Genomic DNA, 14,122 nt, shown 5'->3' on the forward strand with positions numbered 1-14,122 from the left:
AACTGCGATGGAACGACGTTCCAGAGGAGACGACATGGTCACGATCATCGGTGCGGGGCTCGGCGGTCTGGTGCTCGCCCGGGTCCTGCACGTGCACGGCATCCCGTCCGTGGTCTACGAGGCGGAGGCCTCGGCCGACGCCCGGGCGCAGGGCGGCATGCTCGACATCCACGCCGAGGACGGACAGCCCGCCCTCGCGGCCGCCGGGCTCACCGAGGGCTTCCGCGCCCTGGTCCTCGAGGGCCGCGAGGCGACGCGCATCCTCGACGCCCACGGCACGGTGCTCGTCGACGAGCCCGACGACGGCTCGGGCGGGCGCCCCGAGGTCCAGCGGGCCGACCTGCGGCGGCTCCTGCTCGACGCGTTGCCGGACGGCACGGTCCGGTGGGGGCACAAGGTGACCGCGGTCCGGCCGCGCGGCGACGGCCGCCACGAGCTGTCCTTCGCCGACGGGACGAGCGTGACCACCGAGCTCCTGGTCGGCGCGGACGGCGCGTGGTCGAGGGTCCGGCCGCTGCTCTCCTCGGCGACGCCGACCTACGCCGGCCACTCGTACGTCGAGACCTGGCTGTACGACGGCGACGTCCGCCACCCGGAGGCGGCCGCGACGGTCGGCGGGGGCGCGATGATGGCGCTGGCCCCCGGGCAGGGCATCTCGGCTCACCGGGAGAGCGGCGGCACCCTGCACGCCTACGTGGCGCTCGACCGCCCGCTCGCCTGGTTCGACGCCCTGGAGCCGGGCACGATCACCGACCGGGTGGCAGCCGAGTTCGAGGGCTGGGCCCCGGAGCTCACGGCCCTGCTCACCGAGAGCGACGTGCCGCCGGTCGTCCGGCGCCTCCACACCCTGCCCGTCGGCCACCGCTGGGAGCGGGTCCCCGGCGTCACCCTCGTCGGGGACGCTGCGCACCTCGCGCTCCCGAACGGCGACGGCGCCAACCTGGCCATGCAGGACGGCGCCGAGCTCGCCCTGGCGATCGCCGCCCACCCCGGCGACGTCGAGGCCGCCCTCACCGCCCACGAGCAGGCCATGTTCGCCCGGAACGCGACGCCCGACGGGGCGGAGCTGCACCGACTCATGTACGGCGCGGACGCCCCGTACGGCCTGATCCGCTGGTTCGAGCAGATGGCTTCCTGACGATGCCGGACGTGCCAGTGGCGCCGTCCTGACGTCCGATGTCAGCGCTGAGCCGGTGCTGACGTCAGGCGTGCACCCGCGCCCGGCGTCGCGCGGTGAGCAGGAACGCCACGAGCACCACCAGCAGCACCACGCCCATGAGCAGGATCGACACGCCGTCGCCGACCAGGCCCGCGAGCGCAGCGCACACCAGCACCCCGACGGCCCCGCCCACCGCCAGCCCCGGCACGAGCGAGCCCGCCGCCCAGGTGAGGCGCCGCAGCAGCGTCAACGTCACGAGCACGACCGCGATCGGCACGGCCACCGAGAACGCCGCCGTCACGGGGGAGACGTGCGCGATGTGCTCCTCCACGTCGACGGCCGCCTCGATCCCGCCCCCGACCGCGGCGACCGCCCCGAACACCAGGTAGTGCCCATAGCCCCAGGTGAGGGCGACGCGCAGCGACGTGAGGCCCTCGTCGTCGCCGGCCAGGAAGTAGATCCACCACAGCCCGACGACCACGAACAGGCCGCCCAGGCCGAGCACCAGCAGGCCGATCGAGAAGCCGGCCTCGGTCAGGGCGCCCGCGAACGCGTTGGTGATCCCGAGGATCACCTCGCCGAGCACGATCAGCGTCAGCAGGCCGTACCGCTCGGCGATGTGCTCGGGATGCCACGGCGTGGCCGGCCCGCGCGACTCGGCCAGCGGGGGCAGCGACACCTCGGCGACGATCAGCACCACCGCGCCGACGTAGATCCACGGCGCCGGGACCAGCAGGAGCAGCACCCAGAGCACCTGCAGGACGACGAGCCCGACCGCGTAGGTCCGGCAGACCCGTCGTCGGGACGGGTCCCCGGCGGCGGCGCGCAGCCAGAGCGCCACCATCGCCACCCGCATGATCGTGTAGCCGAGGATGACCGTGCCGAGGTCGCCGCGGAACACGTCCGGGACCCCGACCGCGAGCACCAGGACGCCCGCCATCTTGAGCAGGGCCAGGGCGCGGTAGGGCGCGTCGTCGCAGTCGTAGGCCGAGGCGAACCACGTGAAGTTGATCCACGACCACCAGATCGCGAAGAACACGAGCAGGTAGCTCGACAGGCCTGCGCCGACGTGGTTCTCGGCGATCGCGTGGTGCAGTTCCGCGGCCGCACGGGCGATCGCGACGACGAACGCCAGGTCGAACAGCAGTTCCAGGGGCGATGCCGCCCGGTGCGACTCCTGGGGGTCCCGGGCGACCATCGGCCGCCGCCATTCCGTGCGCGGGCTCGTCACGCCCGCGATTGTCAGATCCGCGTCAAGCCGACGGCGCCCGAACGATGTCGCCGGGCCCGACGGGGGCCGGGGTCGGCCGCGGCTGCCCCTCCAGCACGTGACGCACCCGCTCCTCGAGCTTCGCCGCGACCGCCCGGTAGAAGCGCCGCTGCGTGAAGCGGCCGAACACGAGGAAGCCGAGTGCGATGACCGGGTTCGGGATCGACGCCCGCGACGAGACGCCCGTGATCACGAACTCGACCCGGCCCGTCGTCGTGTTCTTGACGACCTCGTAGACCAGCCGGCCGCGCTCCAGGTGCCGCCCGAGGGTCTGGTAGCTCCAGCCCCACACCCGCTCCTCGGCGCCGTCGGCCCGCCGCCGGGTCTCGTCGACCACGGTGTCCACCCGCACCCCCATCGGGAAGCGCAGCACGACGAACCGCCCCTCGAGGAGCATGTCGCGTCCCTTCAGCGGGACGTCGGCGTGGAAGAGCGCCGACATGATGTGCCGGTCGGCGAACTCGTAGTCGTGGGTGAGCGCGCAGGCGATCTCCCACGGCCCGCCGGGCTCGGGGTCGCCGGGGTCCTCCACCGCGAGCGTGTGCCGGAGCCGGTCGTGGTGCCAGCCCCGCCCGCTCGTCGTCGAGGGGTCGTAGTTGAGTTCGAGGCCCGCGATCTCGGCGAGGTCGGCCGCCGGATCGGACACCGGGCTCAGCCGCATCGTCCGCATCGCGCTCCTCATACCCGTTTTCCCGCTCGTCGGGTCGGCCCGGCCCGGTTGCCGAGCGTCACAGCCCGCTCGGCGGCCCGACGGCGAGCACACACGCGTCTCTCAGCGACCGCTCAGGAGCCGTCCGTAACTTCCGGCGCCGATGACGCTCCTCGAGGAACGCCCCGTCCGGGTCCGCAGCGCCGAGCCCACCGGCCGGCTGCTGCAGCCCGCCGCGTCGGGCGAGCGCCGCCTGTCCTGGGACGTGATCAGGGTCCTCGCCGTGCTCTCGGTGGTCGTCCAGCACGCCACCTACACCGCGCAGGGCGTGATGCCGTGGCTCGCGCCGCCGCCGTTCACCTGGAGCGTCGAGGCCGGGGCGAACACGCTGATGGTCGTCTCGGCGTTCTTCATCTGCGTCACGATCGCGAAGCGCCGGCCCGGACGCTGGTGGACCCACCGGCTGGCCCGGCTGCTGCCCGCCTACCTCGTCGCCGTGCTCGTCACCTACGGCGCGACGCTGCTCGCCGCCGACTACGGGTACTGGCGGCCCGGCGTGCGCGACCTCGTCGGGAACCTGCTGCTCGTGCAGGGCTTCGACCCGGCCGTGACGTACATGGACCACTCCTACTGGACGCTGCCGCTCCAGCTCGGGGTGTTCACGCTGGTGGCGCTCACCGTCGGGCTGCTCGGCCGGGACCTCTGGCGCCGGCCGGGCGTGCTGCCGCTGCTCGCATGGTTCGGCGTCGTCGCCCCGGTCCTGCTCGCCACCTACGCGACCGGCTGGCTGAAGTTCCTCTCCGACGGCCTCGTCATGTGGCGCTGGCAGCTGTTCGCCATCGGACTCGCGATGTGGCTGGCCAGCACGCGGCGCATCTCGCTGACCCACCTCGCGGCCCTCACCGCCGCCGGCGTGCTCGCCGAGGCGGTGATCACGCCGGACACCGACTCGGCGATCGTCCTCGCCGTGGCGTGCCTGCTCATCGCGGCGGCGACCCTCGGCCCGGACTGGGACTTCCTGCGGATCGGGCCGCTGCCGCGCGTCATCGGCTGGGCGGCCGGCGTCTCCTACGGCGTCTACCTGATGAACCAGCAGATCGGCTACTTCTTCGCCTGGCTCGCGCAGGACTACGCGGGGGTGACCGGGTGGGGCCGGCTGATCGGCGTGCTGGTCCTGGCCTTCACGCTCGGCTGGCTGCTCACGCGCTGCGTGGAGCGCCCCGCCTTCCGGGCCCTCACCACCCGGCGTCAGCCGAAGGAGCGCGCGGCGTCGAGCAGCAGCTCGTTCTCCTCGGGCGCCCCCGCGGTGACGCGCACGCCGTCGGGGTGAAAGGCACGCACGACGACCTTGTGGTCGAGGGCGTGCTCGGCGAAGGCCTGCGTGCGCTCCCCGAGCGGCAGCCAGCAGAAGTTGGCGTGGGTCTCGGGCACCTCGTAGCCCGCGCCGCGCAGCTCGTCGGCCATCCGGCGGGCCTCGGCGGCGGCCGCGCGGGCGTCGGCGAGCAGGTCGTCGAGGACGTCGAGCGCCGCGATCGCCGCCGCCTGCGCGGGCGCCGACACCGAGAAGGGCACGGACACGCTCTTCAGCGCGGCCGCGAGGTCGGGCGGCGCGACCGCGTAGCCCACCCGCAGCCCGGCGAGGCGGTGCGCCTTGGAGAACGTGCGCAGCACCGCGACGTGCGGGTGCGCGTCGAGCAGCGTCAGCCCGTCGGGGACGTCCTCGTCCGCGACGAACTCGCGGTAGGCCTCGTCGAGCACCACCAGCACGTGCTCCGGGACCCGGGCCATGAAGTCGGTGAGGTCCCGACGACGGACCGCGGTGCCCGTCGGGTTGTTCGGGTTGCAGACGAACACGATGCGCGTGCGGTCGGTGATCGCCGCGAGCATGGCCTCGAGGTCGTGCTCGTGGCCCGCGGTGTTCGGGACCGGCACCGGCGTCGCGTGGCCGATCACCGAGACGATCGGATAGGCCTCGAAGGAGCGCCACGGGAAGACGACCTCGTCGCCGGGCGAGCAGATCGCCGCCACCAGCTGCCCGCACAGGGCGACCGACCCGCAGCCGACCGCGATCCGCTCCGGGCCGACGCCGAGGTGCTCGGCCAGGCGCTGCGACAGCGTGGTGACGGTGATGTCCGGGTAGCGGTTCCCGGCGGCGACCGCCTGCGCGACGGCCTCCTGCACGCGGTGGTGCGGGGGCAGCGCGATCTCGTTGCTGGCCAGCTTGACCGCGCCGGGCACGGTCCGGCCGGCGACGTAGGCGGGCAGCGACGAGAGGTCGGGGCGCAGCGGTGTCACACCGCCACCGTAGTGCGGCGACGCGCCGGTGGAACCGGTTGCGCTCATCGGGTCAGACCACGCGGCACCCGGGGGTCGGCTCATGGAAGGCTGCTCCCATGACGACCCGCACCGAGACGATCCCGCTCGTCGACGACACCGAGCTCGCGGTGACCGTCGGTGAGCCGGACGGCACCCCGATCCGTGGCGGGATCGTCGTGCTGCACTCCTCGCGGGGTGTCACCGAGCGCACCGAGCGCATCGTCGCCGGGCTCGCGGACGAGGGCTGGCTGACCGTCGCCCCGCACCTGTTCCACCGCACCGGCTCCGCCGACGAGGTCTCGGGTGCCTCGGTGCTCGCCGACTCCGACGCCTCGTTCGGGTGGTTGGCCGAGCACGGCGTCTCCGCCGACCGCATGGGTGTCCTGGGCTTCGACCTCGGCGCCACCGCGGCCCTCGTCGTCGCCTCGCAGCGCTCGCTCGGCGCGGCCGTGACCGTCGCCGCCGCCGGTGTCGCGCGGCCCCTCGCCGACGGCCTCCCCCCGCTCCTCGACGTCGTCGGGGAGCTGACCTGCCCCTGGCTGGGGCTCTACGGCGAGACCGGCGACCCGGTCGACCCCGAGGACGTGGACCGACTGCGCGAGGCCGCGCACACCTCCGGCGCCGTGGTCGACGTGATCGTGTACCCGGACACCGAGCACCGCTTCGACGACGCTGACTCCCCGGTGGTGCCGGACGCCCTCGCGGCCGGTGAGGGCGAGGAGGGGACCCGGAGCGAGGCGCGGCACCGCGTGCTGAACTGGTTCGACGCGCATCTGCGCTGACTTGACCGGAGGTCACAGGTGACAGGCACTCGGGTCGCGGACACCGAGGAGGGTGCCGACGACGAGGTCCGCCGGGAACGGCGGCGCCGGGCCCGGATCGCCCGGGTCGTGGTGTGGTCCGCCCGGATCGTCGGTCTCCTGTCCATCATCTCGATCTTCGCCCCGGCGGCCCGACGACGCCTGGAGCCGGCCGCGTGGTTCGGGCTCCCCGTCGAGGCCACGCTCGTGGGCACCGTCGTCCTCGCGACGGCGGGCGTGGGCCTGATGCTGCTGGCCACCGGGCTGCGGCGACGCAAGCGTCGCGCCTGGCAGCTCGCCGTCGTGCTGTGTCTGGTGATCATCGCGTCGCACGCGTTGGGACGACACCCGATCCCGCCGCTGGTCGTGGCCGTGATCCTGCTGCTCGGGCTGCTGTGGACCCGGCGCGAGTTCGACGCCCTGCCCGATCCGGTCGGCCGCTTCGTCGCCGTCCGCGTCGTGCTGCAGCTCCTCGTCGCGGGCTTCGTCATCGTCAGCGCGATGCTGCTGTTCGTGCGGCCCTCGTTCCTGGTGGGTCGTCCGTCGGTGGGCGACAAGCTGCTGCACGCGCTGCTCTCGCTGATCGGCGTCGAGGGCCCGGTCGCCTTCCGCTTCGTCTGGTACGACGACCTGACCTCCGCCGTCGGCCTGACCTTCGGCGTGGGCGCCCTCGTCCTCGGCGGCTACTTCCTGCTGCGGTCCTCCGAGCCGCGTCCGGAGCTGACGCCCGACGAGGTCGCCGGCATCCGCGGGCTGCTCGACAAGCACGGCAAGGCGGACTCGCTCGGTTACTTCGCCCTGCGCCGGGACAAGGCGGTGGTGTTCTCCGAGACCGGCAAGGCGGCGGTGGCGTACCGCGTGGTCGCAGGGGTCGCACTGGCCTCCGGGGACCCGCTGGGAGACGTCGAGGCGTGGCCGGGGGCGATCGAGGAGTTCGTCGCCGTGTGCCGACGGCACGGCTGGGTGCCCGCGGTGCTCGGCTGTTCCGAGACCGGCGCCCGCGTGTGGTCCCGCGAGGCCGGACTCGACGCGCTCGAGCTCGGCGACGAGGCCGTGGTCGACGTCGCGACCTTCTCCCTGCAGGGCCGCGCGATGCGCACCGTGCGGCAGGCCGTCTCGCGGATCAAGCGCGCCGGGTACGAGACCACCGTGCGGCGCCTGCACGACGTGTCGGCCGCGGAGCTCGGCGAGCTGGCCGCGTGCGTGGAGCGCTGGCGCGGAGGGCCGGACGAGCGCGGCTTCTCGATGGCGCTCTCCCGGGTGGGCGACGCCGAGGCCGACCCGGAGGCGGTCGTCGTCGTCGCGACCGCCGAGGGTGCGCCGCGGGGCCTGCTGCAGTTCGTGCCCTGGGGGACCGAGGGGCTCTCGCTGGACCTCATGATCCGCGACCCCACCGTCACCGAGAACGGGCTCAACGAGCTGCTGATCACCGACCTGTTGGCGGCGTGCCGGGGGCTCGGGGTGGACCGGGTCTCGTTGAACTTCGCGGTGTTCCGCTCGGCCCTCGAACGCGGGGAGCGGATCGGGGCGGGCCCGGTGGCCCGGCTGTGGGCGCGCCTGCTGCGGATCGCCTCGCGCTGGTGGCAGATCGAGACGCTCTACCGCTTCAACGCCCGCTTCGGCCCGACCTGGGTCCCGCGGTTCCTCGTGTTCGACGCGGTGCGCGACCTGCCGCGCATCGCCGTGGCCGCCTTCGAGGCGGAGGGTTACGGCGGCAGGCCGCCCGCGTTGCTGCGGGTGCTGCGGAGGTGACTTCGTCCTGTGAGCACTCATCCGTGTTCTGGCACGGATGAGTACTCACGAGCCTCGGCACCTCTACGGGCGAACGAGCACCTTCAGCGCCTCGCGGTCGTTCATCGCGCGGTAGCCCTCCGGGGTCTCGTCGAGCGAGATCGTCCTGTTGAACACCTTGCCCGGCTCGACCTTGCCGTCCATCACGTCGGGCAGGAGCTCGTGCATGTTCGCCTGGGTCGGCGCGATGCCGCCGGCGATGGTGATGTTGGCGCTGAACTTGCGCGCCGCGTTCGGGATCGTGCCGCTCTGGGGCACGCCCACGATCCCGACGAAGCCGCCCGGGCGCGTCACGTTGATCGCGGTCGAGAGCGACTGGTCGTAGCCGACGGCCTCGACCGTCGAGTGCGCGCCGTCGGTCCCGAGGATGTCCCGGACCTTCTGCTCGCCCTCCTCGCCGCGCTCGGCGACGACGTCGGTGGCGCCGAACTCACGGCCGAGGTCGGTGCGGTCCTGGTGGTGGCCCATGAGGACGATCCGCTCGGCGCCGAGGCGCTTCGCGGCCAGCACGGCCAGCAGGCCGACGGCGCCGTCGCCCACGACGACGACGTCCTTGCCCGGCTCCACCCGCGCCGACACGGCGGCGTGGTGGCCGGTGCCGAACACGTCGGAGAGCGTCAGCAGGCTCGGCATGAGGTCGGACTCGACCGGGACGTCGAGCTTCATCAGCGAGTGGTCGGCGAACGGCACGCGGGCCGCCTCGCCCTGACCGCCGTCGGTCTCGGCACCCCAGGCACTGCCGTTCGGGCACGCGGTCGTCAGGCCGGCCCGGCAGTACTCGCACGTGCCGTCGGCGTAGAAGAACGGGGCGACGACGACGTCGCCCTGCTTCAGCCGGCTGATGTCCGAGCCGACCTCCTCCACGACCCCGATGAACTCGTGGCCGATCCGGCCACCCTCCTGGGTCGCCTCGCGGCTCTTGTAGGGCCACAGGTCGGACCCGCAGATGCAGGAGTGCGTGATCCGCACGATCGCGTCGGTCGGGTTCTCCAGCTTCGGGTCGGGGACGTCCTCGACCCGGATGTCGCCTGCGCCATAGATGAGCGTCGCCTTCATGCCCCGGGACTACCTCGTGCGCCTCCCACGCATGCGGCGCGCCTGATGTCTCACAGCATCGACGACGAGGCCGCCGTCGGTGGCGGGGTGCTCGCGTCCGGTGGGAGCAGGTCGCCATCGTCGCCGAGAGCCGCCCCGGGCGGGTGGGGGTGGCCGTCAAGGGCCCGACGGGCGACGTGTAATGTCTTCTCCCGGTGGGCCCCAGGGCTCCGGGAGGCTTCGCCTAGTCTGGTCTATGGCGCCGCACTGCTAATGCGGTTTGGGGTAACCCCCCATCCCGGGTTCAAATCCCGGAGCCTCCGCAGCGGCAGGGCACCAGTCTGCCGTGGAACAATTCAAGAACCTGCGCCCGTAGCTCAACGGATAGAGCATCTGACTACGGATCAGAAGGTTAGGGGTTCGAATCCCTTCGGGCGCGCATCACGAGGGCCCGTCACCGACCGGTGGCGGGCCCTTCGTCGTGTCAGGCGGCGAGCGTCGCCTCGATCTCGTCCCGGTGGAAGTCGGCCGGCATGACGAGGCCGCCGGTGTCCAGGTCCCGGTGCGCGATCCGCGAGCCGCACCACCCGCAGCCCCCGCCGGCGTCGACCACCGCACGGCCCTCGACCTCGGCGCGCCGGTTGACGACCGTGCGCTGCCGGACCTGGTCGTACACCCACCACAGGCCGAACGGCACGGCCAGGATCGCGGCGGTGATCAGGGCCCACTTGATGATGAGGATCGCCAGGCCGATCAGCAGGACGACCCCGACGACGGCGCCGAGGCCGGAGGAGTTCGAGCGACGCGAGGTCATCGTCAGCACCACCACTTCTTCGCGCAGTAGCCGCCGGTGAGCGCACCGTCGGGCAGGCCGTTATCGCCCCGGCGGGGCAGCGGGACGGAGACGTGGTCGTCGTCGTCCGAGGTGGACGGCGAGGAGGTCTCCGGCGCCGAGCAGGTCCGGCCGTTCGGGTCGGCGGAGCGCAGCTCGTCGAGGTAGGAGGCGTCGGCCCGGCTCGCGTCGTCGACCCGGGTGTGGTCGTAGGTGACGGCGAGCGTGCCGTAGTCGCCGGCGCCGGTCTCGACGTAGCGCAGCAGCCGACCGTTGCGGTCCTGCTCGACGCCGGGCTCGGTCCGGAGCGTGACCTGCTGCCCCTCGAGATAGGTCTCGGCCGTGGACGTCGCCTGCCGCCCGCCGTAGGTCGACGGGTCGCAGGCGTCGATGCCGAGGATCCGGATGCGCTGCCCGCCCGCCACGACGGTCTCGCCGTCGACGACGTCGGTGACCGTCACGGTGTCCCCGGTCGGCTCGGGCGCCGCGACCGGCGCGGCCGCGGCGGGCGCCACGTACGTGGGGGCCGCGGGGGCGCTGACGGCAGCCGGAGCCGTCGTCGTCGTGCTCGATACGTTCGACAGGTCGCCGATCGCGACGAGGCAGAACACCCCGGCCGCGATCCCCGACCAGACCTTGTATGCCGTGCGCACTTCCGTCGTCCCCCCGACCGTTCCCGTGTGTCGAGGCTGGTGTCGGGAGATCCGCCCGGCGCGTTACGACGCGGGCAGCAGCGCCTTCGAGCTCCGCCGGAGGGCCCACACGACGACGAGCGCGGCGAGCACCGTCAGCGGCGTCCCCATGACGACCCGCGCGAGGCCGAGCCCGCCGGTCGCGTCGGCGAGGTAGAGCCACTGCTGGATGACGAAGCGGGCGCCGAACACGACGGCGGCGGCGAGGGTGGCGACGTCGTGGGCCCGCAGCACCGGGCGGTGCGCCCGCCAGGGGTGCCGGCCGCCGTGCACGAGGTTCCAGACGACGCCGGTGATCGGCCGCCGCGCCAGCAGGGACGCGGCGGTGACGACGAAGCCCGCGAGGGACGCCCAGATGCCGATGACGAAGAAGTCCTTCGCCGACCCGGTCGCAGCGACGAGGGCGGCCGCCACCGCCACCCCGAGCAGGCTCCCGATCGCCGAGGCGACCTTCTCGCCGCGGACGAGCCGGAACACCGTCAGGCCGAGGCCGGCCGCCAGCGACACCGCGAGGGTGACCGGCAGGGAGAGGAAGGCGTTCGCGGTGACGAACACGATCACCGGGATCGTCGAGTACACGAAGCCCGCCGGCCCGCCCATCTGCTCGAGGACGGTGGGAGCGGCGGGTCGCGTCGGGGTGTCGGTCTGCTGCTCGCTCATGTCCTCGAGGGAAGTCCGTGCCGCTGCGGCACACTCAAGCTTCACGTGACGCAGACCACGTCCGGTCCGGAATGACCGTTGTGGCCGGTTCCCCGCGCGCGCCACCATGGGTCCCCGTACGTCGAGGGGGCAGCCCATGGATTCCGTGTTCGTCGCCGTCGGGCTCCCGGCCGCCCTCGCCGTCGTCATGCTCGGCCTCGGACTGTCGCTCACCGTGGCCGACTTCCGGCGCGTCGCGCAGCGCCCGCTGCCGGTCGCGGCCGCCCTGGGCACGCAGCTCGTCGTCCTGCCGGCACTCTGCTTCGGGATGGTGCTCGCGCTCGGGCTCGACCCGGTCCTCGCGGCGGGCATGATGCTGCTCGCCGCGTCGCCGGGCGGCACCACCGCGAACCTGTTCAGCCACCTCTTCCGCGGCGACGTGGCCCTCAACATCACGCTCACCGCGGTCAACTCGGTGCTCGCGGTCGTCACGCTGCCGGTCGTCCTCGGCCTGTCGCTCGGGTGGTTCGGGCTCGACGGGTCGGTCGGGCTGCAGGGCGGGAAGGCACTGCAGGTGTTCGCCGTGGTCCTGGTGCCCGTCGTCCTGGGGATGCTGATCCGGCGCGTCGCCCCGGGCTTCGCCGACCGGGCGGACCGGCCGGTGCGCATCCTGTCGGCACTCGTCCTCGCGGGCGTGATCATCGGTGCCCTGCTCTCCGAGCGCGAGGCCCTGCCCGGCGTCGTCGCCGAGGTCGGGCCCGCAGTCGTGCTCCTCGGCGCCGTCAGCCTCGCGCTCGGCTACCTGCTGCCCCGGCTGCTGCGCGTCGGCCATCCGCAGGCCGTGGCCTCGTCGTTCGAGGTCGGCATCCACAACAGCACGCTCGCGATCGCCGTGGCGGTCGGCGTCCTCGGCGTCGAGCGCCTCGCCGTCCCCGCCGCGGTCTACGGCGTGCTCATGTTCCCGCTCGCCCTCGCGGCGGGCTTCCTCCTGCGGCGCCTCGCGCCCGGGCGGACGCCCGCCCCGGTCACCGTGTGAGCGACCGGCCCCCGAGGTGCTCGGCGAGGAACCGCTCGGTGGCCCGGAACATGTCGATCAGGTTCTCGGTCTGGGCGAACATGTGTCCCTCGTCGGCGTAGACGCGGTAGTCGACCTCCACCCCGCGCGAGCGCAGCGACGCGACGATGGTGTCCGACTCCGCCTGCGGCACCCGCACGTCGTTGGCGCCCTGGAAGACCATGAGCGGCGTGACGATCCGGTCGGCGTGGGTGATCGGCGAGCGCTCGATCATGTCCGCGTACGCGGCCGGGTCGTCGGGGTCGCCGACGTAGGCGTACCAGTTGTTCCGCAGCCCGGGCCGGATCGCCTCGGGCAGGGCCTGCATGAACGTCGCGAGGTTCGAGATGCCGACGTAGTCCACGGCGGCGGCGAACACCGACGGGTCGCGGGTCACCGCGGTCAGCGTCGCGTAGCCGCCGTAGGAGCCACCGAAGATCCCCACGCGCGCCGGGTCGGCGTGGCCCTGGGCGACGGCCCAGTCCACGGCGTCGAGCAGGTCGTCCTGCATGGCGCCGGCGAGCTCCCCGATCCCGGCCTGCATGTGGTCGCGGCCGAACCCGGTCGAACCGCGGAAGTTCACCTGCAGCACCGCGTAGCCGCGGTTGGCGAAGAGCTGGGCGATCGGGTCGTTCCCCCAGCTGTCGCGGGTCCACGGCCCGCCGTGCGGGACGAGCACCATCGGCCCCGGTCCGTCCTTCTCCAGGGGCAGCGTCAGGTACGACGGCAGGTCGCGCCCGTCGCGCGCGCGGATCGTCACCGGCGTGGTCGGGGCCAGCGTCGCCGGGTCGAGGTGCGGCTGCACGCGGAAGAGCAGCCGGGCGTCGCCGGTCGCGTGGTCGTAGAGCCACGTGGCGCCCCACGCGCGGTCGTGGGTGAACGTCACCAGCCACCGTCGTCCCGCGGCGTCGGTGGAGACGGCCCCGAGATCGCCGTCGGACAACGCCTCGAGCCGCTCCAGCACCGGCGCGAAGGCCGGATCCACGGGGACGATCTCCTGACGCTCCCGGGAGTACCGCACGGCCAGCAGTGCACCGGCGCGGTCGCGGATCAGCGGCGAGGGGATCGTCGGGAAGACCTGGGCCCGCGTGTCGAGGTCGTACGAGGCGTGGCCCGCGACCTCGGTCTCCACGCCGGTCGCGAGGTCGAGGTGCACGAGCCGCAGCCGGTCGGTGTGTCCGTGCCGGCCGATCCAGAGCCCGGCGCCGTCCGGGGTGAGCTGCACCGGGAACGGGCCCGTGGGGTGGTCGGCGCCGTCGAACGCGGACACGACCCGCTCCGCACCGTCCGGGCTCCGGTGGTTCACCGTCCAGTGGCCCTCGTCGTCCTGCCCGATCCCGTAGAGGTCGCCGTCGGGGCCGACCATCGTGCCCCCGACCTCGCCGTCACCGGTCGCGATCACCGTCAGCGCCCCGGACACGACGTCGATCTCGCACGTGTCGACCCGGTCCGGGCGCAGGTGGTTCAGCGCGACCACCAGGCGGCCCGGGCGACCCACGGCGTCGTCGTGACCGAACACCCGCGCCCCGGGGAAGGGGGTCAGGTCGACGACCGGCGCCTCGGGGTCGGCGAGGTCGACGCGGTAGAGGTGGAAGTGCTCGTCGCCGCCGGAGTCCTGGGCGTAGACGATCCACCGGTCGTCGATCCACCGGTACTGGAGGATGCTGCGCGTCTCGTCGGCGGTGACGCAGCGGGCGGCGTCCAGGTCGTCGGCCGGCGCGACCCACACGTTGAGCCGGTCCTTCCACGGTGCGAGGAAGGCGATCCGCTCACCGGCGGGGGCGAGCGTCGCGCGGGTGCGCTCGGGGGCGGAGACGAGGTCCTCGACGGGGATCAGCGGCGTCATACGACCAGCTGACACCGTGCCGTCGCGGCACGGTCAAGG

Annotated in this window: 13 protein-coding genes and 2 tRNA genes; 7 read left to right on the forward strand and 8 right to left on the reverse strand. The window is 73.3% G+C overall.

Annotated elements, in window-relative coordinates; translation table 11 throughout:
- The first annotated feature begins 34 nt into the window (after positions 1 to 34).
- A complete protein-coding gene (locus tag ACQPYX_RS01165; protein WP_433801086.1) occupies positions 35 to 1,138 on the forward strand; it encodes an FAD-dependent oxidoreductase in 1,104 nt (367 codons plus the stop codon).
- A 64-nt stretch (positions 1,139 to 1,202) separates the two neighbouring features.
- Here the strand turns inward: ACQPYX_RS01165 and ACQPYX_RS01170 are convergent, their stop codons facing one another.
- Positions 1,203 to 2,390: a low temperature requirement protein A gene (locus tag ACQPYX_RS01170; RefSeq protein ID WP_433801087.1), complete on the reverse strand. Its 1,188-nt coding sequence runs from the start codon at positions 2,388 to 2,390 to the stop codon at positions 1,203 to 1,205.
- A 22-nt stretch (positions 2,391 to 2,412) separates the two neighbouring features.
- Positions 2,413 to 3,099, reverse strand: a complete 687-nt coding sequence (locus tag ACQPYX_RS01175; protein WP_433801088.1) for a DUF1990 family protein — start codon at positions 3,097 to 3,099, stop codon at positions 2,413 to 2,415.
- A 142-nt stretch (positions 3,100 to 3,241) separates the two neighbouring features.
- Between ACQPYX_RS01175 and ACQPYX_RS01180 the strand changes: the two genes are divergently transcribed.
- Positions 3,242 to 4,408 (forward strand): acyltransferase family protein, encoded by a 1,167-nt coding sequence (locus ACQPYX_RS01180; protein WP_433801089.1) that lies wholly within the window; start codon positions 3,242 to 3,244, stop codon positions 4,406 to 4,408.
- On the opposite strand, the gene hisC is transcribed toward ACQPYX_RS01180, so the two are convergent.
- Positions 4,327 to 5,373, reverse strand: a complete 1,047-nt coding sequence (gene hisC, locus ACQPYX_RS01185) for a histidinol-phosphate transaminase (RefSeq protein ID WP_433801090.1) — start codon at positions 5,371 to 5,373, stop codon at positions 4,327 to 4,329. The genes ACQPYX_RS01180 and hisC overlap by 82 nt on opposite strands.
- Positions 5,374 to 5,471: 98 nt before the next feature.
- On the opposite strand from hisC, the gene ACQPYX_RS01190 reads away from it, so the two are divergent.
- The gene (locus ACQPYX_RS01190) at positions 5,472 to 6,176 is read left to right on the forward strand and encodes a dienelactone hydrolase family protein (RefSeq protein ID WP_433801091.1); all 705 of its coding nucleotides are present in this window, start codon (positions 5,472 to 5,474) and stop codon (positions 6,174 to 6,176) included.
- An 18-nt stretch (positions 6,177 to 6,194) separates the two neighbouring features.
- Positions 6,195 to 7,946, forward strand: coding sequence for a phosphatidylglycerol lysyltransferase domain-containing protein (locus ACQPYX_RS01195; RefSeq protein WP_433801092.1), 1,752 nt, complete (start codon positions 6,195 to 6,197; stop codon positions 7,944 to 7,946).
- A gap of 63 nt (positions 7,947 to 8,009) precedes the next feature.
- On the opposite strand, the gene ACQPYX_RS01200 is transcribed toward ACQPYX_RS01195, so the two are convergent.
- On the reverse strand, positions 8,010 to 9,041 hold the full coding sequence (locus ACQPYX_RS01200) for a zinc-binding dehydrogenase (RefSeq protein ID WP_433801093.1): 1,032 nt from the start codon (positions 9,039 to 9,041) through the stop codon (positions 8,010 to 8,012).
- A 212-nt stretch (positions 9,042 to 9,253) separates the two neighbouring features.
- Here ACQPYX_RS01200 and ACQPYX_RS01205 point away from each other — a divergent pair.
- Both ACQPYX_RS01205 and ACQPYX_RS01210 read left to right on the forward strand, forming a co-directional pair.
- Positions 9,254 to 9,343 (forward strand) — tRNA-Ser (locus ACQPYX_RS01205).
- A gap of 43 nt (positions 9,344 to 9,386) precedes the next feature.
- Positions 9,387 to 9,459 (forward strand) — tRNA-Arg (locus ACQPYX_RS01210).
- 45 nt (positions 9,460 to 9,504) lie between these two features.
- Here ACQPYX_RS01210 and ACQPYX_RS01215 read toward each other — a convergent pair.
- The 3 genes from ACQPYX_RS01215 to ACQPYX_RS01225 all read right to left on the reverse strand — a co-directional run bounded on the left by ACQPYX_RS01215 (position 9,505) and on the right by ACQPYX_RS01225 (position 11,204).
- On the reverse strand, positions 9,505 to 9,834 hold the full coding sequence (locus ACQPYX_RS01215) for a hypothetical protein (RefSeq protein ID WP_433801094.1): 330 nt from the start codon (positions 9,832 to 9,834) through the stop codon (positions 9,505 to 9,507).
- Between the two features lie 2 nt (positions 9,835 to 9,836).
- A complete protein-coding gene (locus ACQPYX_RS01220) occupies positions 9,837 to 10,505 on the reverse strand; it encodes a thermonuclease family protein (protein WP_433801095.1) in 669 nt (222 codons plus the stop codon).
- Between the two features lie 63 nt (positions 10,506 to 10,568).
- Entirely contained in the window at positions 10,569 to 11,204 is a 636-nt protein-coding gene (locus tag ACQPYX_RS01225) for a DUF3159 domain-containing protein (RefSeq protein WP_433801096.1), read from the reverse strand.
- A 136-nt stretch (positions 11,205 to 11,340) separates the two neighbouring features.
- On the opposite strand from ACQPYX_RS01225, the gene ACQPYX_RS01230 reads away from it, so the two are divergent.
- Positions 11,341 to 12,219, forward strand: coding sequence for a bile acid:sodium symporter family protein (locus ACQPYX_RS01230; protein WP_433801097.1), 879 nt, complete (start codon positions 11,341 to 11,343; stop codon positions 12,217 to 12,219).
- On the opposite strand, the gene ACQPYX_RS01235 is transcribed toward ACQPYX_RS01230, so the two are convergent.
- Positions 12,209 to 14,083 carry a prolyl oligopeptidase family serine peptidase gene (locus ACQPYX_RS01235; RefSeq protein WP_433801098.1) on the reverse strand — a complete coding sequence of 625 codons (1,875 nt, stop codon included), beginning with the start codon at positions 14,081 to 14,083 and terminating at the stop codon, positions 12,209 to 12,211. The two genes, ACQPYX_RS01230 and ACQPYX_RS01235, sit on opposite strands and share 11 nt — an antisense overlap.
- Between the last annotated feature and the right edge of the window lie 39 nt (positions 14,084 to 14,122).

Source organism: Actinomycetospora sp. CA-084318 (assembly GCF_050955885.1).
In the GTDB taxonomy this organism is placed as follows: domain Bacteria; phylum Actinomycetota; class Actinomycetes; order Mycobacteriales; family Pseudonocardiaceae; genus Actinomycetospora.

Bases quoted from the DNA above. Each gene is read 5' to 3' on its own strand.
- ACQPYX_RS01165 (WP_433801086.1), top strand. From the start codon at position 35: ATGGTCACGATCATCGGTGCGGGGCTCGGCGGTCTGGTGCTCGCCCGG.
- ACQPYX_RS01175 (WP_433801088.1), bottom strand. From the start codon at position 3,099: ATGCGGACGATGCGGCTGAGCCCGGTGTCCGATCCGGCGGCCGACCTC.
- ACQPYX_RS01180 (WP_433801089.1), top strand. From the start codon at position 3,242: ATGACGCTCCTCGAGGAACGCCCCGTCCGGGTCCGCAGCGCCGAGCCC.
- ACQPYX_RS01190 (WP_433801091.1), top strand. From the start codon at position 5,472: ATGACGACCCGCACCGAGACGATCCCGCTCGTCGACGACACCGAGCTC.
- ACQPYX_RS01200 (WP_433801093.1), bottom strand. From the start codon at position 9,041: ATGAAGGCGACGCTCATCTATGGCGCAGGCGACATCCGGGTCGAGGAC.
- ACQPYX_RS01215 (WP_433801094.1), bottom strand. From the start codon at position 9,834: ATGACCTCGCGTCGCTCGAACTCCTCCGGCCTCGGCGCCGTCGTCGGG.
- ACQPYX_RS01225 (WP_433801096.1), bottom strand. From the start codon at position 11,204: ATGAGCGAGCAGCAGACCGACACCCCGACGCGACCCGCCGCTCCCACC.
- ACQPYX_RS01230 (WP_433801097.1), top strand. From the start codon at position 11,341: ATGGATTCCGTGTTCGTCGCCGTCGGGCTCCCGGCCGCCCTCGCCGTC.
- ACQPYX_RS01235 (WP_433801098.1), bottom strand. From the start codon at position 14,083: ATGACGCCGCTGATCCCCGTCGAGGACCTCGTCTCCGCCCCCGAGCGC.